The 21,173-nt window shown below is 61.7% G+C and carries 20 protein-coding genes; 13 read left to right on the forward strand and 7 right to left on the reverse strand.

Annotated elements, in window-relative coordinates:
• Positions 1–5: 5 nt before the first annotated feature.
• From QM596_RS12690 to QM596_RS12700, 3 genes are read right to left on the reverse strand one after another with little or no spacing between them, the layout of a single operon-like run.
• The gene (locus QM596_RS12690; RefSeq protein WP_283309162.1) at positions 6–1,517 is read right to left on the reverse strand and encodes a cobyric acid synthase; all 1,512 of its coding nucleotides are present in this window, start codon (positions 1,515–1,517) and stop codon (positions 6–8) included.
• Between the two features lie 8 nt (positions 1,518–1,525).
• Entirely contained in the window at positions 1,526–2,383 is an 858-nt protein-coding gene (map, locus tag QM596_RS12695) for a type I methionyl aminopeptidase (RefSeq protein WP_007734970.1), read from the reverse strand.
• A gap of 29 nt (positions 2,384–2,412) precedes the next feature.
• A complete protein-coding gene (locus QM596_RS12700) occupies positions 2,413–3,132 on the reverse strand; it encodes a transglutaminase domain-containing protein (RefSeq protein ID WP_283309163.1) in 720 nt (239 codons plus the stop codon).
• A 53-nt stretch (positions 3,133–3,185) separates the two neighbouring features.
• Here QM596_RS12700 and QM596_RS12705 point away from each other — a divergent pair, with 53 nt between their 5' ends.
• The 4 genes from QM596_RS12705 to QM596_RS12720 all read left to right on the forward strand — a co-directional run bounded on the left by QM596_RS12705 (position 3,186) and on the right by QM596_RS12720 (position 5,951).
• Entirely contained in the window at positions 3,186–3,536 is a 351-nt protein-coding gene (locus QM596_RS12705; protein WP_283309164.1) for a DMT family transporter, read from the forward strand.
• Positions 3,533–3,859: a DMT family transporter gene (locus QM596_RS12710; RefSeq protein WP_019748027.1), complete on the forward strand. Its 327-nt coding sequence runs from the start codon at positions 3,533–3,535 to the stop codon at positions 3,857–3,859. Before QM596_RS12705 ends, QM596_RS12710 begins: the two co-directional genes overlap by 4 nt.
• A 54-nt stretch (positions 3,860–3,913) precedes the next feature.
• A complete protein-coding gene (locus QM596_RS12715) occupies positions 3,914–4,732 on the forward strand; it encodes a helix-turn-helix transcriptional regulator (RefSeq protein WP_020907402.1) in 819 nt (272 codons plus the stop codon).
• 142 nt (positions 4,733–4,874) lie between these two features.
• Positions 4,875–5,951 (forward strand): ABC transporter substrate-binding protein, encoded by a 1,077-nt coding sequence (locus QM596_RS12720; protein WP_225989566.1) that lies wholly within the window; start codon positions 4,875–4,877, stop codon positions 5,949–5,951.
• Between the two features lie 17 nt (positions 5,952–5,968).
• Here the strand turns inward: QM596_RS12720 and QM596_RS12725 are convergent, their stop codons facing one another.
• On the reverse strand, positions 5,969–6,562 hold the full coding sequence (locus QM596_RS12725; RefSeq protein WP_283309165.1) for a GNAT family N-acetyltransferase: 594 nt from the start codon (positions 6,560–6,562) through the stop codon (positions 5,969–5,971).
• A 162-nt stretch (positions 6,563–6,724) separates the two neighbouring features.
• Here QM596_RS12725 and QM596_RS12730 point away from each other — a divergent pair, with 162 nt between their 5' ends.
• Positions 6,725–7,123: a DUF7144 family membrane protein gene (locus QM596_RS12730; protein WP_019748023.1), complete on the forward strand. Its 399-nt coding sequence runs from the start codon at positions 6,725–6,727 to the stop codon at positions 7,121–7,123.
• Between the two features lie 78 nt (positions 7,124–7,201).
• Positions 7,202–8,647, forward strand: coding sequence for a hypothetical protein (locus QM596_RS12735; RefSeq protein WP_283309318.1), 1,446 nt, complete (start codon positions 7,202–7,204; stop codon positions 8,645–8,647).
• Here QM596_RS12735 and QM596_RS12740 read toward each other — a convergent pair.
• Together QM596_RS12740 and QM596_RS12745 are read right to left on the reverse strand one after the other, a co-directional pair.
• Positions 8,625–9,002, reverse strand: coding sequence for an SHOCT domain-containing protein (locus QM596_RS12740; RefSeq protein ID WP_020969370.1), 378 nt, complete (start codon positions 9,000–9,002; stop codon positions 8,625–8,627). The two genes, QM596_RS12735 and QM596_RS12740, sit on opposite strands and share 23 nt — an antisense overlap.
• 133 nt (positions 9,003–9,135) lie before the next feature.
• Positions 9,136–9,387: a three-helix bundle dimerization domain-containing protein gene (locus QM596_RS12745; protein WP_007734945.1), complete on the reverse strand. Its 252-nt coding sequence runs from the start codon at positions 9,385–9,387 to the stop codon at positions 9,136–9,138.
• A gap of 191 nt (positions 9,388–9,578) precedes the next feature.
• On the opposite strand from QM596_RS12745, the gene ppk2 reads away from it, so the two are divergent.
• The 4 genes from ppk2 to QM596_RS12765 are packed head-to-tail and all read left to right on the forward strand — an operon-like array spanning position 9,579 to position 15,904.
• On the forward strand, positions 9,579–10,409 hold the full coding sequence (gene ppk2 / locus QM596_RS12750) for a polyphosphate kinase 2 (RefSeq protein WP_225320393.1): 831 nt from the start codon (positions 9,579–9,581) through the stop codon (positions 10,407–10,409).
• A 27-nt stretch (positions 10,410–10,436) separates the two neighbouring features.
• Positions 10,437–13,178: a cation-translocating P-type ATPase gene (locus QM596_RS12755; protein WP_283309166.1), complete on the forward strand. Its 2,742-nt coding sequence runs from the start codon at positions 10,437–10,439 to the stop codon at positions 13,176–13,178.
• Between the two features lie 17 nt (positions 13,179–13,195).
• A complete protein-coding gene (locus tag QM596_RS12760; protein WP_166502178.1) occupies positions 13,196–14,890 on the forward strand; it encodes a SulP family inorganic anion transporter in 1,695 nt (564 codons plus the stop codon).
• A gap of 48 nt (positions 14,891–14,938) precedes the next feature.
• Positions 14,939–15,904 (forward strand): endonuclease/exonuclease/phosphatase family protein, encoded by a 966-nt coding sequence (locus QM596_RS12765; protein WP_283309167.1) that lies wholly within the window; start codon positions 14,939–14,941, stop codon positions 15,902–15,904.
• 36 nt (positions 15,905–15,940) lie between these two features.
• On the opposite strand, the gene QM596_RS12770 is transcribed toward QM596_RS12765, so the two are convergent.
• Complete coding sequence (locus QM596_RS12770) at positions 15,941–16,939, reverse strand: Lrp/AsnC family transcriptional regulator (protein ID WP_235867880.1); 999 nt, start codon at positions 16,937–16,939, stop codon at positions 15,941–15,943.
• Positions 16,940–17,075: 136 nt separating this feature from the next.
• Here QM596_RS12770 and QM596_RS12775 point away from each other — a divergent pair, with 136 nt between their 5' ends.
• The 3 genes from QM596_RS12775 to QM596_RS12785 all read left to right on the forward strand — a co-directional run bounded on the left by QM596_RS12775 (position 17,076) and on the right by QM596_RS12785 (position 21,073).
• Positions 17,076–18,419, forward strand: a complete 1,344-nt coding sequence (locus QM596_RS12775; protein WP_069146081.1) for a DUF3100 domain-containing protein — start codon at positions 17,076–17,078, stop codon at positions 18,417–18,419.
• An 84-nt stretch (positions 18,420–18,503) separates the two neighbouring features.
• Positions 18,504–19,718, forward strand: a complete 1,215-nt coding sequence (locus QM596_RS12780; RefSeq protein ID WP_283309168.1) for an amidohydrolase — start codon at positions 18,504–18,506, stop codon at positions 19,716–19,718.
• Positions 19,715–21,073: an L-serine ammonia-lyase gene (locus QM596_RS12785; RefSeq protein WP_283309169.1), complete on the forward strand. Its 1,359-nt coding sequence runs from the start codon at positions 19,715–19,717 to the stop codon at positions 21,071–21,073. Before QM596_RS12780 ends, QM596_RS12785 begins: the two co-directional genes overlap by 4 nt.
• The last annotated feature ends 100 nt before the right edge of the window (positions 21,074–21,173 follow it).

Genomic DNA, 21,173 nt, shown 5'->3' on the forward strand with positions numbered 1-21,173 from the left:
CGCTCTCAGGCTTCGAGTGCGGAGGCAATGACGGGAAGCCCGATCGGCGCCCCACCGTTGATCAGTTTCTCGAGTAGATCCTGATCGAGGTGCTGCTCGACGAGATCAGCGAGAAGGTCGAGTTGCTGTTCTCGCACCGCGGCAACCGAGGTGTCGGGTGCAGCAACAAAACCGGGAACCGCGATCTCACGCAGCAGGCTGCGCCGAAAGTCGTCACTTTCCAGGAGACCATGCCAGTGTGTCCCTCGAACAGACCCTCGCACACTGCCTTCCGGCACACCGCTCGAGTCCGCCAGCAATGGGCGGTCCCCGTTGCGCACGACGCGTCCGTGATGAATCTCGTACCCCGACACCGAGATACCGTCGGCGGAACCGGTTACCTGCGCCAGCACTTTGTCCGAAGCGAATTCGATGTCGAGGTCCAGCAGACCGAGTCCTGCGGTGATCCCTGATCCTGATTCGACGTCGTCGACGATCGAATTACCCAGCATCTGGTATCCGCCGCAGACTCCCAGCACTGCCTGCCCGCGGCCCGCTCGGGCGATGATCTCGTCAGCCAGGCCGGTACTCCGCAACCACTCGAGGTCACTCACGGTGGACTTACTACCGGGGATCACCACGAGGTCTGCGTCGCGGATCCGCGACGGATCGGTCACCCACGAAACTGCCACGCCCGGTTCACATGCCAGCGCCTCGACATCCGTCGAGTTGGAGATGCGCGGGAGCCGAACCGCAGCAACGGTGAGCCAGGCCGAACCGACGGGTGGGCCAGGGCGCCCTACCGGGGCGTTGCCGGTGACGCCAAGCGAATCCTCGGCGTCGAGCCAAAGATCGTCGGCAAACGGGATCACTCCGAGAGTGGGTCGACCGGTGAGGCTGCGCAGTTGATCCAGTCCGGGTTCCAACAGTGCAACGTCACCGCGGAATTTGTTGATCACAAATCCCGCGATCAATGCCTGGTCGCTCGGCGAGAGCACAGCAACGGTCCCGAACAGATGGGCCAGGACGCCGCCGCGATCGATGTCACCGACGACGACGACCGGAATCTGCGCAGCCTCAGCCAATCCCATGTTGGCAAGATCCGTTGCGCGCAAGTTGATTTCGGCGGGTGAACCGGCGCCTTCACAGATCACGACGTCGAACTCGGATCGAAGCGATTCGAGATCTTCGGCCACGACGGCGCGAAGCCACTGCCGATGCTGCATGTAGTCGCGAGCACCCACTGTGGTCATCGCCTTGCCCCGAACGACCAGTTGCGAAGTGCGGTCACTCCCCGGCTTGAGCAGCACGGGATTGAATCGAACACTCGGCTCCAGACCGCATGCCCGCGCCTGAAGTGCCTGCGCACGGCCGATCTCTCCGCCGTCCAACGTGACCACGGAGTTGTTCGACATGTTCTGCGCCTTGAACGGCGCCACTCGGACGCCTCGACGCGCCAACATGCGACACAATCCGGCCACCAGAACGCTCTTGCCTGCGTCGGAAGTAGTGCCGGCTACCAGCAGAGCGCCGCGCATCGCCGAACTCAAGGCAGGGTGAGAATCTCTGCACCGGTCTCGGTGACCACCAAGGTGTGCTCGAACTGCGCCGTCCACTTACGGTCCTTGGTGACGACGGTCCAGCCGTCCTCCCAGATCTCGTAGTCGATACCACCGAGGTTGATCATCGGTTCGATCGTGAAGACCATACCCGGTTCGATGATCGTCTCGACCGCGGGCTCGTCGTAGTGCAGGATCACGAGGCCGTTGTGGAAGGTCTCGCCGATTCCGTGTCCGGTGAAGTCCCGGACGACGCCGTACCCGAACCGATGGGCGTAGGACTCGATGACGCGTCCGATCACGTTGAGCGCGCGGCCGGGCTTGACGGCTTTGATGGCCCGCATCGTTGCCTCGTGTGTGCGCTCGACGAGCAAGCGGTTCTCTTCGGACACGTCACCGGCGAGGAACGTCGCATTGGTGTCCCCGTGCACCCCGTTGATGTACGCGGTGACGTCGATATTGACGATGTCTCCGTCCTGGATCACGGTCGAGTCGGGGATTCCGTGGCAGATCACCTCGTTGAGAGACGTGCAGCACGACTTGGGAAAGCTCTTGTAGCCCAACGTCGACGGGTATGCGCCGTGGTCGAGCATGAACTCGTGTGCGATGCGGTCGAGCTCGTCGGTCGTGACACCGGGAGCGACAGCCTTGCCGGCTTCCTGCAGCGCGCCGGCAGCGATCTTGCTGGCGATGCGCATCGCCTCGATCGTCTCCGGCGTCTGAACCCAGGGCTCGTTGCCCTCTTTGGCGGTCGGCTTCCACGCGTACTCGGGCCGCTCGATCTTCGAGGGCACAGCGAGGACGGGAGAGACGGTTCCAGGGACCAATGGGGTACGCACAGACATGCAGAACAGCCTAGACCTCGCGTCGCGCGTCAGCCGGATGCACTCCAGTTCCGGAAAACCGGATCGACGAGAATTCTGATGGGGGTCGACATCGTCTGTCCGAATTCCTCGAAGAGCTTGTCGCGAGATTCGAAGGTGCCCAGATCACGGTCGACGAATTCGGAGAAGTCCAAGCAATCGCACGAAATTGATTTGCCCCAACTGATCGGAGCGCGTCCGATCGCGTCGAACAGTGTCTCCTCGCCGGTGTTCGTGAACGGTTCGAGCGCTGAGACCACCGCAGGTGAAACGATCTCGGAGATGTCCTGCCAGCGTCCGTCGACCAGAAATTCCGGCCACGCCAGCAGCACAGACTTCGGAATCACCGCATGTAGACGCCGAAATCTCGGGTACCAGAACTCCCCACGAAGTACGAGACCGCGAACTCGCGTGGCGATACCTCGGCGGCGAGCCAACGCTTCGACGATAGCCAGTCTCTGACTGCAGGATCCGCGTCCTCGGCTCAATGTCACCGAGACGGGTTGCCGGTCGTCGAGGCCGTACACCGGCCGAATATTTGCAGCGACGCTGCGATGCGCCGACACCAGGAACTCCTGCGCCGACTGGATCGAACCTTCTGCAATGTCCTCGTAGAGGCGAGCCACGTCATCGTGGCCCCAGTCGAGAATCGGCGTCGCGGTTATATCGCCAACGGACACATCGTGGCGGATGTCACCTTGGCGGATTCCGCCGAGCAGCACGCACGTCATGTCTCAACCGTAGTGCGCGACCGGAATCGGTGGAGCCTGACAGAATCCGAACCGTGAAGAAATGGCTCCTGTTGATCACCGCGATCCTGACCGAGGTGTCCGCGACTCTGTCTCTGCGCGCGGCCCTCGATCACCCCGCCTGGTACTTCGTGGTCGTCGGCGGATATCTCGCAGCATTCACCGCGTTGTCGTTCGTCCTGCGGGAGGGCATGGGACTCGGTGTTGCATACGGAATCTGGGGCGCAACCGGAGTTGTCCTGACCGCGGTGTTCGCGACTTTCCTTTTCGGCGACCCCCTGACAGCCACGATGGGCGTCGGCATTGCCCTGGTCATCGGCGGAGTCCTCTGCGTTGAACTCGGTTCCCAGGTTGCTGCCGACAGCGGGCCGGCGGACCCGGCATGACTTTCGTATTTCTGATCGCTGCAATTATTTCCGAGGTCACCGCGACGTTGTCACTACGGATGGCGTCGCAGGACGGCAGCGACAAACGATGGCTCGCGGTTGTCACCGTGGGGTACCTCGCCGCTTTCGCTTTCCTCACGCTCGCACTCGACGCGGGCCTGACAATCGGCGTTGCGTACGGCATCTGGACTGCTTGCGGGGTGGCGCTGACAGCAATCGCATCCCGCATTCTCTTTCGCGAACCGCTGACCAAGCTCATGATCGTGGGGATCGGCCTTATCGCGGCAGGCGTGCTTCTCATCGAACTCGGTGCGGGCCACTGAGCCCAGCAAACAAGGTGTAAGGTTTACCTAACTTTGCTTTGGAGGTAGTCCGCGGTGCCGATCCCTGCCCTTCGTGAAATCGACGGTGGCCTCCACCTGTCGGATTCCGACCGCCACACTCCGATGGCGCGCGCCGTCCCGGCGCCGTTCCAACTGACGACGTACATCGTCGAGACCGACCACATCACCCAGTGGCCACAGCACGCTCATGCCGAGCACGAACTCATCTGGTCCGACCGCGGCGTCGTCAACATGATCATCGACAATCAACTCTGGACCGTCACGCCCGGCGTCGGCCTGTGGATCCCTCGCGGGGTCCTCCACGAAGGTCAAGCCAATCCCCACGTCGCATTCCGCGCCACTCTCTTCACCCCCGAGTTGTGGACTCCCACCTGGAACGAACCGTGCATCGTGACCTTGAGTGAGGCAGCCCGGGTACTGCTGATACACCTCGCCCATACCGGAATGCCTGCAGAACAACGCCTTCGGGCACAGCAGGTCTGTGTCGATCTCCTCACCCCGGCATCGGCACCTCACTTCGACGTACCGATCCCCCGCGATCCCCGGCTTCGACAACTCGTCGACAAAGTGTTGTCGGATCCCGCCGACGATCGGTCACTCGACCAGTGGGCGCACGTTCTCAACCTCAGCCGACGCACGGTCACCCGGATTTTTGCCGCGGAACTTGCGCTGAGTTTTGCGCAATGGCGCACTCTGGTTCGCATGAGTACAGCGCTGGGCATGCTGGGGACCGGGATGAGTGTGAACGCCGTCAGCCGTCGAGTCGGGTACGGGACGTCGAGCTCGTTCATCGCTGCTTTTCGTAAGACGGTCGGCTACACCCCTGGCAATGCGCTCGCCGCTGTCAACTGACTCGAGCCTGACCTGTTGTCGACATCTGCTGGCCCCTTCGCTACACGCACGCGCCCTAGATTCACTTAGGTAAGCCTGCTCTCATGTGCGTACCGCGCTGAGTCGTGCAAGCACTTCCCCGATCTATCCCGAGGAGTTTCGCGTGTTCAGATCTGCCCGTCAGAGAATTCGTCCCCAACGGAAGAGGCGAATTGTCGTTGCGCTGATGGTGGCGGCCGCACTGCCTCTGACCGCCTGCACGCAGTCGTCATCGGACGCCCAGGAAAATAGTTCGTCGGCATCTGCTGTCGAGGACGGCGCATACCCCGTCACGATCGAGCACGCATTCGGCGGCACCACCATCGACAAGGAACCGACCAGGATCCTCACCCTCGATTCCGCAGCGGCCGACACTGTCATCGCCCTTGGCGTCACTCCGATTGCAATGCAGAAGGACTCGTGGGCCGGCGACGCCGACGGCTTCCTCCCGTGGACGCGCGCGGAACTCGAGAAGTCGGGCCAGCCGCTGCCCACACCGGCGCCGTACTACTCCGACAGCGGTGAGCTTCTGTTCGAGCAGATCCTCAATGCCGCACCCGACCTGATTCTGGCCCCGTACTCCGGTTTCTCCGAGCAGGACTATTCGCGTCTGAGCTCGATCGCCCCGACACTCCCCTACGACACCAAGCCGTACCAGCCGAGTTCGTGGCAAAACCTCGCCACCGATGTCGGCAAGGCCTTGGGGCGCCCGGCCCAGACCGCGGATTTGATCAAGTCCGTCGAAAAGACGGTGGAAGAGTCGAAGACCAGCCATCCTGAATTCAATGGAGTCACGTTCGCCTTCGGGTCTTACATCCGCGAAGGCGAAACCGAAACGGCCATCTACGGCCCGGACGATCCGCGCGTGAAGTTCGTCGAAAACCTCGGACTCACAGTCGCTCCCGACGTGGTCAACGGTGCCAAGAACTTTGCAGGCGACTCGTTCCTGTTCGGCATCAGCATGGAAAAGCTCGATACGATAAACACCGACGTATATCTCGGATGGGCAAGCGATCAGTCGGAAGTCGACAGCACGTTGGCCAACACCCTGTTCGCACGGTGGCCGGTTATCGCCAACGGGAAGGACTTGTGGATCACCGACAATCGCCTGACAGCCGCCACCATGTACGTCAGCGTTTTGAGCGTTCCATGGGCAACTGACGAGCTGGTCCCCCAGTTGACCGAACTGGTTGCGAAGTAGCAGCTCGGCCCTCCTGATCAGAGACTTGTAGGCCACTCACTGCGCAGCGTTGCAAAAACCACAGTGTCGGTCCACTCGTTCTTGATCCACGCGTTCTGCCGAAAATGTGCCTCTCGCCGCAACCCGATTCGCCGCGCGAGTCGCGCCGAGGATTCGTTTCTCGCATCCATCTGCGCGACCACGCGGCGCAATCGGGGTGTCGCGAAGACCAGGTCGATCAGAGCGGTCACAGCTTCCGTCGCGAATCCTCGGCCGCCGAAGTCGGGCGAGAATGCCCACCCGACTTCGGCGGTGCGCTCGATGTCGACAGCGTCCCCTGATTCGTCGACTAGCCAGGCACTCACGCTTCCGACAACCCGGCCCTCGTATTCGACGACAAGAGCCACCGCGCCCGCTGTCAGGTCGCGGCGAGACATTCTGGTCTGCACTGCCTCTCGCGCATCGTCCGGGCTCCAGGGTTCGTTGAACAAATACCGGCACACGTCGCTACGCCCGTAGAAGGTGAGAAGGTCCTGATGATCGCCGGGACGGTAGGTACGAAGCACCAGTCGATCCGTCCGAATTGTTACCGGCGCAGTCGTCAGCGTCATGCCTGCGTCCTCCACATCCATGCCGTCACGGTAGATCCTCTCGGATTCGTGGGCGAGCGAATATCGCGAGGATGTCCAGCGCTCAATGTTTGATTTGCCCCGTGGCGGGATACTTCACCACCGTAAATAGTCGCAATACGGAGTTACGCCAGGCAATTTCGCACTTGATACCAAGGGGCGGTCATGGCCGAGGAATCACTGGTCAAGCAAGGTGTGGCAAAAGGAAGCGCGCTGGGCGGAGCCGTTCTTCTCGTCACCGTCGGCGTGCTCGAAATTCTCCAAGGCATCTCGGCGATATCCAAAGACGATGTGACCGTCGTCGGCCCTGAATACGCGTACCAATTCGACCTCACCTCCTGGGGATGGATTCACCTCGTACTCGGCGTGCTCGTCACCGCTGTCGGAATCATGCTCTTCACCGGCGCGACGTGGGCACGGGTAGGCGCGATAATCTTCTGTTCGCTGTCGATCCTCGCGAATTTCCTGTGGCTACCCCACTCTCCGTGGTGGTCGATCACCATCATCGCGCTCGACGTATTCGTCATCTGGGCTGTCGCGACATGGAATCCCGACGTGATCTGAGGTCTCGACTCCGGATCCACCCATCGAATTCAGCGTTTTCATCTGTGCGGCAGCAGTTTCCCTCCGGAGAGGAACATGATGGCAAACGGCACGAACGACGGCCCACTCCAGGAGGACGAACGTGCCGAACTATCCAGGTTGCGGCAAGAGGTTGCAACGCTCCGCGAGCAGACTCCCAGCGCCCGCGAAACGACCGTCGAGCAAGTCTCCCGGCCACCTCGACACGGACTGCGGTGGACTGCCGTGGCGATACTGCTGGTGTTGGTCGCGCTCCTTGCCGTCTTGTCCGTGACCACCCGCTTCACCCGTAGTCAGATACTCGACACGGACCGCTACGTCAGTACGGTCGCGCCACTGGGCGAGAACCCCGCCGTTCAGGCCGAGATCACGAATCAGATCACCGACGAGATCTTCGATCGTGTCGACGTCGAGGGGCTCACCACCGACGCACTCACCGCACTGACCGACGTGTCGAATCTTGCGGCCAACGCGCCGCGTCTGGATCAAGCCGTAGTGGGGTTGGCACCGGTGATCGCCGGCCAGGCAAAGAGCTTTGTTCATGACACGGTGGGCTCGCTCGTTCGGTCACAACAGTTCGAGGACTTGTGGATTCAAGCGAACCGATCGGCGCACAACGCACTGGTCTCGGTCATGACCGGAGATTACGGCCCCAATTCCGTCGAAGTCGATCAGAGCGGAACCGTCAGCATTTCGCTCAGTACGATCATCGACAGGGTCAAAGCAGCTTTGATCGACCGCGGCTTCGCCTTCGCAGACAAAATCCCCTCCGTGGACAAGGAATTTGTTCTCTTCCAGTCCCCCGAACTGGTGAAGGCTCAGCGAGCCGTCTCGGCACTCGACAAGGTCTCAGCGGTGCTGCCGTGGTTGGGAATCGCTTGCGCGGCAGCCGCTGTCGCCGTTGCGCCAACCGGTCGCAGGCTCCGCGCACTGTCCCTGGTCGGCCTGTCGATTGCGTTGGGAATGCTGGTTCTCGCGATCGGAATTCTCATCGGACGCGCAATCTACCTCGACAGTGTGCCCACCGATATCCTCTCGCCAGACGCCGCGACTGCCGTCATCGACACAGTTCTGGTACCACTGCGCACGAGCCTGCGAGCGGTCGCGGTCCTCGGCGTGGTGATAGGGCTCGGGGCCTACCTGGTCGGTGGGTCGTCGTCGGCGATCGCCGTTCGACGAGGCTACGGGCAGGCATTGGACTTCGTCCGGCATTCTTCAAGCGGCCGTACGCCGAATCAGGTGGAGCGGTGGGCCAATCAGCTTCGTGTTCCGCTGCGCTGCGCCATCATCGGCATCGCCGCACTGTTGCTGCTCTTCTGGCGCTACCCCACCGGTCTGGTCGTGGGTTGGATCGTCGTCATTGCGCTGGTTGCACTCGTAGCTCTCGAAGTGCTGGTTCGTCCCGCACGCGCCGCCGCGCAGGACGCCCGGCCTGACGACGCCGGAACCGACGACGCCAGGCCTGGGGCAGAAGATACGAAAACTACGCCAGCGCCTTTGCCTTGATTGCCTGGAATTCCTCTTCGTTGATCGCGCCGGAGTCGAGAAGCTCTCTGGCGTCGGCGATCTGCTGAGTCGGAGACCTGCCGGCGACGGTTCGAATGTAGTCACTCTGCGCGTGTATGTGCTGTTGAGCGGCCTCCATCGACCGCCTCGTCATTCCGTCATTCTTGACGACCACGTAGATCATCGCGGACAGGAATGGAATGACGAAGAGGAATATCATCCACAACGCCTTGGCCCAGCCCGAAGTCTCGTGATCACGGAACAAGTCGGTGATGATCGAGAACAACACGCTCAAGTACGCCACAAAGGCAAAGCAGACGAAGATGAACCAGAAGAATTCCCAGAAGCCTTCCATGTCAACGCTCCCTGTACTCGGTTTTACACATCAGGAGTTCGGGAGGCTGACGTTCCGCGCCTGAGCTCCTGCATTCGGCCAGAACTCCCTGGTCCAAGGTCATTTCAGTATGCGCCGACGATCCCCGTTCCGGCTACAGCTCGAGAGAGTTCAGACTCGCCGACCGCTCATCCATTATCGGAATCACGATTCTCCGATCCGAGATCTCTTGTCTGGCCGCCTTTTCGACCAGAAGAGGCACGAAGTCGCGGATCCGACATCCCGCAAAACGCTGGTGAATTGTTCGCACTCTGTTTTCGATCTCCGGTGGAGGAACGGCGGGATAGCGGGAAATCAGGCGAGTGATCACCCGCTCGACGTGGAGCAACTCTTCGTCGCCAGTCATCCATTAATGGTCGTCCGTCCAGCCGAGCACGTCAAGACTCGGAAAGGGTTCGAAAACAACACGATTCGGGTCTCGATTGCGAAGAGAATAGGTTCACCGAATATGGGGCATACACATAAGGGCGGACGGTTCCCCGCGCGCTCGCGTTGCGCTCATGATGCCAGGGAGTGGAAGTGGGAAAGAACGCTCGGATTCTTCACGACGACACCCCGTCGACCCTTACCGACGACGCGCCGCCCGTGGCAGAAAAGCCGATGAAGAACAAGATGTACCGCCGCAAACTCAAGCCGTTGCACGGCGAACTCGTGGCTTTGCAGGAGTGGGTCAAATCGTCTGGAGCCAAGGTCTGCATCGTATTCGAAGGTCGAGATACCGCGGGGAAGGGCGGTGTCATCAAAGCCATCACCGAGCGAGTGAGTCCGCGAGTGTTCCGGGTCGTTGCGTTACCCGCCCCGACCGAGCGAGAGCATTCGCAGATGTACGTCCAGCGCTACGTCCCGCATCTTCCGGCTGCCGGTGAGATCGTCATCTTCGACCGAAGTTGGTACAACCGTGCCGGTGTAGAACGAGTAATGGGCTTTTGCACCGAAGAACAAGCACATCAATTTCTCCAGCTCATTCCGACCGTCGAACGCGCGATCGTCGAATCGGGAGTCATTCTGCTCAAGTACTGGCTCGAGGTCAGCGAAGAACAGCAGCTCTTACGTCTGCAGAGCCGGATCGACGACCCTCGAAAGATCTGGAAGCTGTCGAATCTCGATCTGAAGTCGTTCAGTCATTGGTACGACTACTCGCGTGCCCGCGACGAGATGTTTCGCTTCACCGACACCGGCTGGGCGCCATGGTATGTCGCAAACAACAATGACAAGAAACGCGGACGACTCAACATCATCAGCCACATTCTGAGTCAGATCCCCTACGAGCCCGTGCAATCCACGGACATCACCCTGCCGAAACGGCAGAAGGCTCACGGCTACCAGACTCCCAAACAACCGCTGCACTGGATTCCGACCCGGTATTGACGATCGCCAAGGAAAGGATGTGCGGTCATGAGCCCCACCCCGTGGCATGCGCAGAGTGGCGAATCAGTCGTGTCCGTACTGCAGTCGGACCCGGAGCGCGGACTGCAGTCGGATGAGGCCGACCAACGGCGACGACGCTACGGGTCGAACGAAATCACCTCGACGCCACCGCCGTCGACGTGGTCGATCGCGCTGTTGCAGCTGAAAGATCCGATGAACTTGATGCTCGTCGCCGTGGCCGCGGTCAGCATCGCCATCGGTGAAGTGCCGACAGCAATCGTGGTGGCGGTGCTCGTCGTGCTCAACATCGTCCTCGGAACTCGACAGGAGTTGAAGGCACGGGCCAGCGTCGACGCCCTCGCCAAGATGCAGACGCCCCAAGCACGGGTCATTCGTGACGGGAACCTGATTCAACTCGACGCTACCGAACTGGTGCCGGGTGACATCGTCCAAGTCGAGGCAGGAGACATCATCGCTGCCGACGGACGGTTGCTCGCCACCACCACCCTGGAGACGCAGGAAGCCGCATTGACCGGGGAAAGCGCGCCGATACCGAAGGACCCTAATACGCTGAACAACGCGGATATTCCGCTCGGAGACCGCAGCAATCTGGTCTTCCAGAACACCTCGGTCACCCGCGGCACGGCGACCATGGTGGTCACCGAGACCGGGATGCAGACGCAGATAGGCCAGATCGCGTCGATGTTGTCGGCGGTCGCCCCTGGCAAGTCGCCACTTCAACGTGAATTGGACTCTCTCACCAAACTTCTCGGAATCATCGCGTGGACGGCAGTGATCGTCATCGTCGTCATCGGGCTCCTTCGTGGGCAGGACCTGACTACGCTTCTGCTCCTTGGTATCGCAATGGGAGTGTCCGCGATTCCGACCGGCCTGCCAACATTCGTCCAGGCGATGCTGGCCTACGGTGCCCGTCAACTGGCCGACGCCAAGGCCGTCGTGAAGAACCTGACCGACGTCGAAACACTCGGCGCGACCAGTGCAATCAACTCGGACAAGACCGGCACGCTGACCATGAACCAGATGACCGTCCGATCGCTGTACGTCCACGGCCGTTGGTACACGGTCGACGGCGAAGGCTACGCCAAAGCGGGAAGGATCACGCAGGTTGCCGGCGAGGCACCGCCCGACTTCACCCTTCTCGCATACGGACTGTGTCTCGACAGCGATGCAACGGTTTCCGATTCCGGGGAAGTTGTCGGCGACCCGACCGAGGCCGCGCTCGTGGTGCTCGCGGCAAAGATCGGTGCCGACGCCCCACTCACCAGACGGACCTACCCGCGGGTGGCGACGGTTCCGTTCGATTCCGCGTACAAGTTCATGGCCACGTACCACCATCTCGAAGTCGACGGCGTAAGTCAGTTCGTCGGACTGGTCAAGGGCGGACCCGATGTCGTCCTCGCTCGGTGTTCTTCGGCCTTTCTCCCCGGCCGTCGGCAGGTCCCGATCGAGGAAGTCCGAGACGAACTCACGGCAGCAAATCAGTCCATGTCCGAAAAGGGTCTTCGGGTGCTGGCATTCGCGGTCAGACGCCTCGACGGACGGGCAGACGCTGTCGTGGCCGACCCCATGTCCTTTGTCGAGTACCTGACGTTTGTCGGTATGGCAGGCATCATCGACCCGCTGCGTCCGGAGGCGGTCGATTCGGTGCGAACCGCCCACCGGGCCGGCATCGAGGTCCGCATGATCACCGGCGACCATGCCATCACCGCCGCAGCGATCGGTGCCGAACTCGGACTCGGCCCGGGCTCGGTGGGCGGCGGCGAGTTGCAAGCGATGACCGATGAAGAACTGTCGAACGCGTTGCCGAACCTGCACGTGTTCGGCCGCGTCACTCCGCAGGACAAACTTCGCTTGGTCGATGTCATGCAGAGCGGTGGCGCCGTCGTCGCGATGACCGGAGACGCGGTCAACGACGCCGCCGCGCTGAAGAAGGCAGACATCGGCGTCGCCATGGGCTCGGGCAGTGAGGTGACCAAACAGGCGGGCAAGATGGTGCTCACCGACGACAACTTCGGTACCCTCATCACCGCGATCACTTTGGGCCGCAACATCTACGGAAAAATCGTCTCATACATCCGGTACCAGATGTCGAAACTCTTCTCCTTGGTTCTCCTCTTCCTCGCTGCGAGCATCTTCAACATCAACGAGGGTGTGGCACTGACGCCACTGATGGTGCTGTTCCAGCACTTCTTCATCACACTGTTCCCCGTCGCCGTGATCATGCTCGACCCGCCGCCACCGGATCTGATGAACAAGCCTCCGCGCGATCCCAAGATGCCGATCGCACATCGAAGCGCAGTCGCTCAGTGGCTCGCGTACGGTGTCCTGCAATTTGCCGTGACACTCGCGGCGATGCTTCTCGCACCCGGTGAAATGAGTACTTCCGAGGCGAATGTTCCCATGACCACAGCATTCGTAGTGCTCTCTCTCGGTTCGATTCTCGCGGGGCTGACCATGCGGCGTGATCCCGAGTCCGGCGTGGTTCCACCGGTTCTCGGTGCCATCAAGATCTTGACGATCCCCACGGTCGTGACCGTATTCGCCGTCGAGGCGGGCGTCCTCCAGGACCTCCTCATGACAACCTCACTGACCGGCGCCCAGTGGCTCGCCTGCCTGGGTTGGTCGCTGATCATCCCGGTTGTCGTCGAGTTGGACAAGGCAATTCGACGCCGCCGCCTCGCACAGGCACCTGCGCCCCTTCCTGCGACCACCGCGGTTGCCCCCGAGCGCGCCCGTTCGCTCCACTGAGGGAGGACAATCAAACGATGATGTGGGCGGAGAGTCTAGGTCGGCTACCGGGCGTCGCGACTGCCCGTGGGTATCGCCGCGAGTGGTTGCGAACAGACGTCACTGCCGGACTCGTCTTGACTGCCCTGCTCATCCCGGCAGGCATGGGCTACGCCGAGGCCGCCGGGTTGCCTGCGTACGCCGGGCTGTACGCCACCATCGTGCCTTTGCTCGCGTACGCGGTAGTCGGGCCCTCGAAAATCCTTGTACTCGGACCTGATTCGTCACTGGCGCCGCTGATTGCCGCCGCGGTCATACCGCTGGCAGTGGTCGGCGATTCGGAGAATGCGCTTGCACTAGCCGGTGTTCTCGCCATTCTTGTCGGACTCATCCTCGTGATCGGCGGATTCCTTCGTCTCGGCTTCGTGACCGAACTCCTCTCGAAACCGATCCGCCTCGGCTACCTCAACGCCATTGCACTCGTCGTCGTAGTTGGTCAGATTCCCAAGCTGCTCGGATTCTCCGTCGACGCGTCCGGTCTACTCGGTGAAATCGGCGGGATCTCAAAGGCCCTGTTGGGTGGCGACGTCGACCCCCTCGCTGCCGCCATCGGTGTCGGTTCGCTAGTCGTCATAGTCGCCTTCCGGCTCTGGGTACCTGTTGTTCCCGGCGTTCTGGTGGCCGTTGTCGCGGCCATAGTCTTGTCCGCTGCCGCCGGTCTCACCGATGACATCGGCATGGTCGGCGCACTGCCGGAAGGACTCCCCCTCCCTTCCGTCGGTGGAGTCACCTGGCAGGACGTCGGCCATCTGATCGGGCCCGCCGCCGGTATCGCATTGATTGCCTTCGCCGACACCGGCGTTCTCTCGCGCACCTTCGCCGCCCGCCACGGCGAGGACGTGAACGGCAGTACCGAAATGAAGGCGATCGGTGTCGCGAACGTGGCCGGCGGACTGTTCGGCGGGTTCCCGATCTCGGCGAGCGGGTCACGAACTCCGGTAGCCGAACAGAGTGGGGCGCACACACAATTGGCCGGCGTCGTCGGGGCGCTCGCGGTCCTGGTGTTCGTCCTCGTCGCTCCCGGACTCACGGCATATCTGCCCGATGCAACACTGGCCGCCGTCGTCATCGTCGCCGCGTGTGCACTGATCGACGTGGGCGGCATGGTCCGCATGTGGCGCATGAGCACCGTGGAATTCGGCCTCGCCGTCGCGGCGTTTCTGGGCGTCGCCCTGGTCGGTGTGCTACAAGGCATCCTTGTAGCGATCGGACTGTCCTTCGCAGCGGTCATCGCGCAGGTATGGCAGCCACATCGAACCGAACTCGTCGAGACGGGCGAACCCGCCGGATTCCACGACATCGAACGCCATCCAGATGGGCATCGCATCCCCGGCCTGGTGTTGGTGAGGTTTGACGCGCCACTGTTTTTCGCGAACGGCGAGATCTTCGACGAGTACGTTCGCTCCGTCGTCGCCAAGGCGCCAGATCCGGTCGACTGGGTGGTTATAGCCGCCGAACCGATCACCGGACTCGATACAACGGCAGTCGACGAACTCGTCGATCTGGATACATTCCTCGAAGGCAAAGGAATTCGGTTGGCATTCGCAGAGATGAAAGGTCCGATCAAGGATCGACTCATCCGATTCGGAGTCGGGGATCGATTCGATTCGACGCACTTCTACCCGACCGTCGAAGCCGCCGTGAACGCATTCCGCACCCGAACCGACGACTGACAAACGCCAGGCAGTCGGGAGCCGTGGCTGCATTGGGTACCGTTTGGTATGGGATTCACGACGGACAATGTTCCGGCACGCCGTATCGCTCAGGTCGCCGGCGTGGGCGGTATCGCCGTCGGCGTTGTCGCGCTGATCGCGTTGTACTCCACCAAGCCGATCAACCCGTTGATCGCCGTGGCCTCCTTCGTCCCGATACTGCTTGCGGTCACACTCGCAGCGTCCCTGATATGCCTGGTCTTTCGCCGCTGGATCCTGCTGGCGATCTCGGTGGTACTGATTGCGGTGGGCGCGTCGGTGATCAGTCCACTGTATGTGGCAAACAGTTCCGAAATCGACGGGCCGACTCTGCGCGTAATGCAAGCAAACCTTCTCTTCGGGCAGGCAGATCCCGCCAGTTTGACTGCGACGGTGCGCGAGAAGGCAGTCGACGTCCTGACGGTTCAGGAACTGACCACATCACTCGAAGGCTCTCTCAGAGATCAAGGACTCGAGCAACTGCTGCCGCATCACTACTTGGTACCGGACGAGGCCGGCGGGGGTGGCGCCGGTATTTACAGCCGTTATCCGCTGACGGACACTCGGGAATTGAACGGATTCGGACCGACCAATCTTGTTGCCGAAGTGGGCTTCTCGACTCCGTTCACCCTTCTGGCGGTTCACCCCGGACCGGCGTACGTGACCCCGCCCGACGTGTGGACTGCCGAGCTGAGCACTTTGCGAAACGCGCTCGACGCTGCTGCCGCCGAGGAAACCGTCATCGTCAGTGGCGACTTCAACACCACATTCACGCACAAGCAATTCCGTGACCTCCTCGATGTCGGCTACTCCGATGCCGCAGACCAATTGGGAGTCGGCATCGTTCGCACCTACCCGGCGGACAAAAAATTTCCCGCGATCGTCGGCATCGACCATGTACTTCTGCGGGGTGCACAGGCGAAGTCTCTCGAGCGCATCGAGATCGAAGGTTCCGATCACTACGGCTTGATCGTCGACGTGGCGATCCCCCAGTAACCGGAGAGCACCCGATCCGCGCAAACGCGTTGCGGATCACCCGTGCTTCGGCATGCTTCGACCCGACACATCGATCGTTCGATGTAGATGATGCGGCGTACGCAGGACGATCGACCGGTCCACCACGGATACGCCCGGAAACTGCTCGGCGAGATAACCTTCCAAACGCTGCACGTCGTCGATCGAGCGCAGCCACACCGCCAGTGCGATGTCGTAGCTGCCGATCGTCGAAGCAACAAGCCTCGCCTCACGCAGGAGGGAAAGGCGCTGAGCAATGGCTTCCTTTCGTCCCTCGAGACGTAAGAAATACCAGGCGTAGACCGGCCAGCCGGAGTAGGGCCGAGCAATCTCCGTGCGGACGACCAGGCGCCCCGTCGACAGCTCGTGAGAAAGGAGCGCCCCGGCGCGAGCCGGCGTGACGCCGAGGGCTGCAGCGAGGGCCGAGACGGTGATTCGTGGTTCGCGAGAAAGGATGTCGAACAGCTTCGACTGTTCCTCTTCGCTGGCGCGTACCCCACGATTCTTCGCCGCCGGGGCCGACTCGAGCGCGGCAATTTCTTCCGCATCGAGAGCACGTAGACGCCAGTTTCGTGCGTCGGAATTCGCCGAGGACACGATCTGAGTTCGCATCGCAGTGACCATCGGCAGCGATCGTGTTCGTTCCAAGACATACCTGGACAATTGATCGAGGTCAGTGCAGGTGAGCGTGACGAGTAGATCCCGATTGCCGGTTGTGAGATCGACTGTGAGAACTTCGGGATCGTGCGCGATCTGTTCGGCCACGCTCAAGGTCTGTGCCGGTGCGCATTCGATCTCGAGCAGTGCGGTCGCCGACACGATGGGACCCCCACGGTACGCAGCGATCCACGCTATCCCTTGCGAGTGCAGACGCTCCCAACGCCTGGTCAGGGTGACCGGGTCGGAACCGATCGCGCGTGAAAGCTCGGACCACGAGGCTCGCGGCCTGATCTGCAGTGCGTTCAACAGTCGAAGATCTTCGTCCTTGAGCACCTGATCCTGCACCGAGGACCTCACTTTCAAAAGAATGCTGCACCGAAACAGGATCGAAACGCATCGATCCTAACTTCATCACATCAATAGTCCACCAAATCCTGAACCTCGAGAACGCTTGCTTCTTGCGTTCGTTCGCCCCCTCGAGAAAGACACCGACATGACCGAAGCATTCCCTGTCTCGCATGACGATTCTCCGGTCAGCGATCAAACCCCGACGCAAAAGATCGTTTTCGCCTTGAGGTCGCCACGGCTGTGGATCGTGGCGATTCTGCTCCTCGCGCTTGCGGCAGGTGCCCAACTGATCGGCCCCGCAGTGATTCCTGTCGGCGCTGCCGCCATCACGATCTTGCCCATGGTGTGGGGACTGATTGCCGGCGGTGTCGTCTCGAGTCAGAAGTGGAAACCTCTCGGCCTCGATCTTCAGGCCGCAGCCTCGGCAATCATGGGGCTGGCTGTTCTCTTGCTTTGCGCAAGACTGTCTTTCACCATCGGCCCGAACATCCAACTGTTGTTCGAGGCGGGCCCTGCCCTGCTACTGCAGGAACTGGGGCACTTGTTCGGCACTATCGCTCTCGCACTCCCGCTGGCGGTACTCCTTCGGATGGGACCGGCCACCGTCGGAGCAACCTTCTCCATCGACCGCGAGGGGTCCTTCGCGATGGTCAGTGAACGCTACGGTCCCGATTCCGACCAGTACCGTGGTGTCCTGTCGATGTACGTCTTCGGCACTCTGTTCGGTGCCGTGCTGATCAGCCTGATTGCGTCGCTGGCTACATCCTTCAACATCTTCGACCCCCTTGCATTGGCGATGGGTGCTGGGGTCGGATCCGGCTCGATGATGGCTGCCGCTGCCGCCAGCGTCGTTTCGGCGCACCCCGAGATGGCCGACCAGGTACTCGCCGTAGCGGCAACATCCAACATCATCACCGGCCTCCTCGGCGTGTATGTCGGCATGTATGTCGCACTCCCCCTTGCCGATCGAATCTACGGCGCACTCACCAAGCGCTCGAAGACGACCAGCGAACGGAAAGCCGACATTGCCCCACGAGCGGTTTCGCCGAGCGTCACCGTGCCGCTGACCACCATCGTTCCGATTCTGTTCGTCGGTGGGGTCATCGTCTCCTCGATCGCAGCGGGTGGCGTATCTCGATCGATCATCGTCGGTTACCTGATCCTCACCGGATTGTTGCTCCTGGGCGTCGGCGTGGCCCGACTGACGCGCGGCAAGATCGCGGCGATGATCGCAATCATCACCATCGGCGCCTTGGCGACAACACCGTGGTCCCCCATCGGTGATTTCGTCTCGAGCACCGTCGGGACTGTCGACTTTCTCTCGATCTGCACCCTCACCTTGACTGTCGCAGGTCTCAGCCTCGGCAAGGACCTTCCCTTGCTCAAGACGATCGGCTGGAAGATCGTGCCCGTCGGAATCGTCGCGATCCTCGCCTCTTACCTACTTTCCGTGGTCGTCGCGGAGTTCGCGCTGGGCCTCTGGCACTAGAACTGCACCCGAAGACGCTCAGAACTGAAGACACCGCGATCCGAAGACACAGAGAACCAAAGATGTTGAAAGGAAGCAATACCCATGTCCATCGCTGACACCCTCACCCGCACAGACTCGGTTTCGAGCACGATCGAGAAGTGGGCATCACGCCTCATCGATGTCAGCCACACGATCCATGCTCACCCAGAGCTGGCATTCGAAGAGCATCGGGCGTCCGCCCTCTTGGCGGACGCCGCACAGGAAGCCGGCTTCACGGTTACTCGCGCCGCCTACGGCCTCGAGACGGCATTCGAAGCTGTGCGAGGCTCCGGCCCCTTCCGCGTCGTAGTCTGCGCCGAGTACGACGCCCTTCCCGACATCGGTCATGCGTGTGGACACAATGTCATCGCCGCTGCCGGACTGGGAGCAGCGATCGCGCTCGGAGAGGTCGCGGAGGAACACGGCCTGACCGTCGTCCTTCTCGGTACGCCGGCCGAAGAACATGGCGGCGGGAAAGTCTTGCTGCTCGAACGTGGCGCATGGGAGGGCGCGGCGATGTCGATCATGGTCCACGGCGCTGCAGGTGAAGACGTCAGTTGCACCGTCACCGGAACGCAGGCAGTCGACCGGTTCGACGTGACCTACACCGGACGAGCCGCACACGCGGCCGCTGCGCCACACAAGGGCATCAACGCAGGTGACGCCGCCACGATCGCCTTGGTCGCCATCGGACTTCTCCGTCAACAACTTCCGTCCGACGTCAGGCTCAACGCCTATGTCGAGCACGGCGGCGAAGCAACAAACATCATTCCGGCCTCGACGTTGGTGCGAGCGGAAGTTCGGGCCGCAGAACTCGACGTGCTGTTGGACGCCAAGCGTCGCATGCTCTCCTGCTTCGAGGGCGCAGCTGTGGCCAGCGACTGCTCCTGGTCGACCGAACGCGCCGAACCGCGCTACGAGGAGCTTGTTCAACATCGCGTGCTGGCGACGATCTGGGACGAGGAGATCGCGAGCCTGGGCCGCACCGCGGCCGCCCGAACTCCCCTGACCGGCGGCTCGACGGACATGGGCAACGTGTCGAAGGTGGTCCCCTCGATCCACCCGATGATCGCGTTGCGCGGCGTCACCGGAGTTCCTCACACTATCGAGTTTGCCGCTGATGCCCGCTCCGCCGCGGGCGACGAAGCTGTTCTGCACGGAGCAATCGCAATGGCGCGCACAGTGATCCGAGCCGCCACCGGGGACTCGCGTTCCAACCTCCTGACGATTGCGGCCCAGCGCGAGTCAGGAGCGACCACCGTCACGAGCGCCGAATGAGCACCACCGGCGTCTATGTTTCCGCTCTCGAATTCTTCTCCATCGGCATCGGACCCTCCAGTTCACACACGGTCGGTCCGATGCGCGCCGCTCGCACTTTCGGCGGCGAGCTCTCCACCGCCGGCTTGACCGCGTCGGTCGACCGAATTCGCTGCAACCTGCACGGCTCTCTCGCCGCCACCGGAATAGGTCACTGCACTCCCGACGCGGTGATTGCGGGACTTCGTGGGTTGGATCCTGAAACGTGCGAGCCGACCGACGTTCACGGGCGATGGGCCGAACTGTCGGACGGCGGATCGGTGATGCTAGTCGGCGGTTCACTCGGACATGTTGTGTTCACTCGCGAGGACATGGTGTTCGAGCCACTCGTTCGCCGTCACGGGCACCCCAACTCGATGACACTGACAGCCTTCAAGGGTAACGAAATCGTCTGTACGAGTACATATCTGTCGATCGGTGGCGGATTCGTACTGCGCGCCGGAACGGAGACGCAAGCAAGCGCGCATTCGATCAACTCACGCTATCGAACCGCGAAAGAGCTACTGGCGGAATGCGGCTCCGGAACCATCGCCGAGCTGGCACTGTCGGACGAAATCGCGATGCATGGCCAGGATCGAGCATTCACCGGCATCGACGCGATCTGGTCCGCGATGCGCGCATGCATCGAACGCGGCACCCAGACCGAAGGTGTATTGCCCGGGCGTCTCGGAGTTCGCCGACGAGCACGGTCTGCGAACACTCAACTGGAACAACGTAACTGCGACCCCTCCTCACGCGAGTGGCTGACCGTCTACGCCATGGCGGTCAACGAAGAAAATGCAGCAGGTGGCCGCGTGGTAACGGCTCCGACGAACGGCGCTGCGGGCATCGTGCCGGCGGTGCTCTATCACCACATACGCGCTACGGGCGCCGGCGCTCACGACGTTCGAACCTTTCTCCTCACCGCTGCCGCAATCGGATCGATCATCAAGGCGAATGCCTCGATCTCGGGTGCGGAGGCGGGGTGCCAGGGTGAAGTCGGAGCTGCCTGCGCGATGGCGGCAGCCGGCTTGTGCGCTGTCATGGGCGGATCACCACGACAAATCGAGAATGCAGCTGAGATTGCCATGGAACACCATCTGGGGCTGACCTGCGATCCGGTTGGTGGCCTGGTCCAAATCCCCTGCATCGAACGAAATGCCGTAGCCGCCTCGACTGCAGTCACCGCAGCTCAGCTCGCATACCTGGGTGACGGGACGCATGTGGTGAGCCTCGATACCGTCATCGAAACCATGCGCCAAACCGGAAACGACATGTCCGTGCGTTACAAGGAAACCAGTGAAGGCGGACTCGCCGTCAATGTCGTCGAGTGCTGAGGGGATGTCGACGGCAGCGGCGACGGCGGGCGGACGCCATCACCGGAAATATCATCCTCTCGAACGATGAAGTCCGGTGTACCGATTTCTACACTCGTTG

The organism is Rhodococcus sp. IEGM 1406 (genome assembly GCF_030056745.1).
Classification (GTDB): domain Bacteria; phylum Actinomycetota; class Actinomycetes; order Mycobacteriales; family Mycobacteriaceae; genus Rhodococcus_F; species Rhodococcus_F erythropolis.

Bases quoted from the DNA above. Each gene is read 5' to 3' on its own strand.
- map (WP_007734970.1), bottom strand. From the start codon at position 2,383: ATGTCTGTGCGTACCCCATTGGTCCCTGGAACCGTCTCTCCCGTCCTC.
- QM596_RS12740 (WP_020969370.1), bottom strand. From the start codon at position 9,002: ATGGAAGGCTTCTGGGAATTCTTCTGGTTCATCTTCGTCTGCTTTGCC.
- QM596_RS12730 (WP_019748023.1), top strand. From the start codon at position 6,725: ATGGCCGAGGAATCACTGGTCAAGCAAGGTGTGGCAAAAGGAAGCGCG.
- QM596_RS12710 (WP_019748027.1), top strand. From the start codon at position 3,533: ATGACTTTCGTATTTCTGATCGCTGCAATTATTTCCGAGGTCACCGCG.
- QM596_RS12700 (WP_283309163.1), bottom strand. From the start codon at position 3,132: ATGACGTGCGTGCTGCTCGGCGGAATCCGCCAAGGTGACATCCGCCAC.
- QM596_RS12745 (WP_007734945.1), bottom strand. From the start codon at position 9,387: ATGACTGGCGACGAAGAGTTGCTCCACGTCGAGCGGGTGATCACTCGC.
- QM596_RS12725 (WP_283309165.1), bottom strand. From the start codon at position 6,562: ATGGATGTGGAGGACGCAGGCATGACGCTGACGACTGCGCCGGTAACA.
- QM596_RS12755 (WP_283309166.1), top strand. From the start codon at position 10,437: ATGAGCCCCACCCCGTGGCATGCGCAGAGTGGCGAATCAGTCGTGTCC.
- QM596_RS12785 (WP_283309169.1), top strand. From the start codon at position 19,715: ATGAGCACCACCGGCGTCTATGTTTCCGCTCTCGAATTCTTCTCCATC.
- QM596_RS12765 (WP_283309167.1), top strand. From the start codon at position 14,939: ATGGGATTCACGACGGACAATGTTCCGGCACGCCGTATCGCTCAGGTC.
- QM596_RS12780 (WP_283309168.1), top strand. From the start codon at position 18,504: ATGTCCATCGCTGACACCCTCACCCGCACAGACTCGGTTTCGAGCACG.
- QM596_RS12760 (WP_166502178.1), top strand. From the start codon at position 13,196: ATGATGTGGGCGGAGAGTCTAGGTCGGCTACCGGGCGTCGCGACTGCC.
- QM596_RS12690 (WP_283309162.1), bottom strand. From the start codon at position 1,517: ATGCGCGGCGCTCTGCTGGTAGCCGGCACTACTTCCGACGCAGGCAAG.
- QM596_RS12775 (WP_069146081.1), top strand. From the start codon at position 17,076: ATGACCGAAGCATTCCCTGTCTCGCATGACGATTCTCCGGTCAGCGAT.
- QM596_RS12735 (WP_283309318.1), top strand. From the start codon at position 7,202: ATGGCAAACGGCACGAACGACGGCCCACTCCAGGAGGACGAACGTGCC.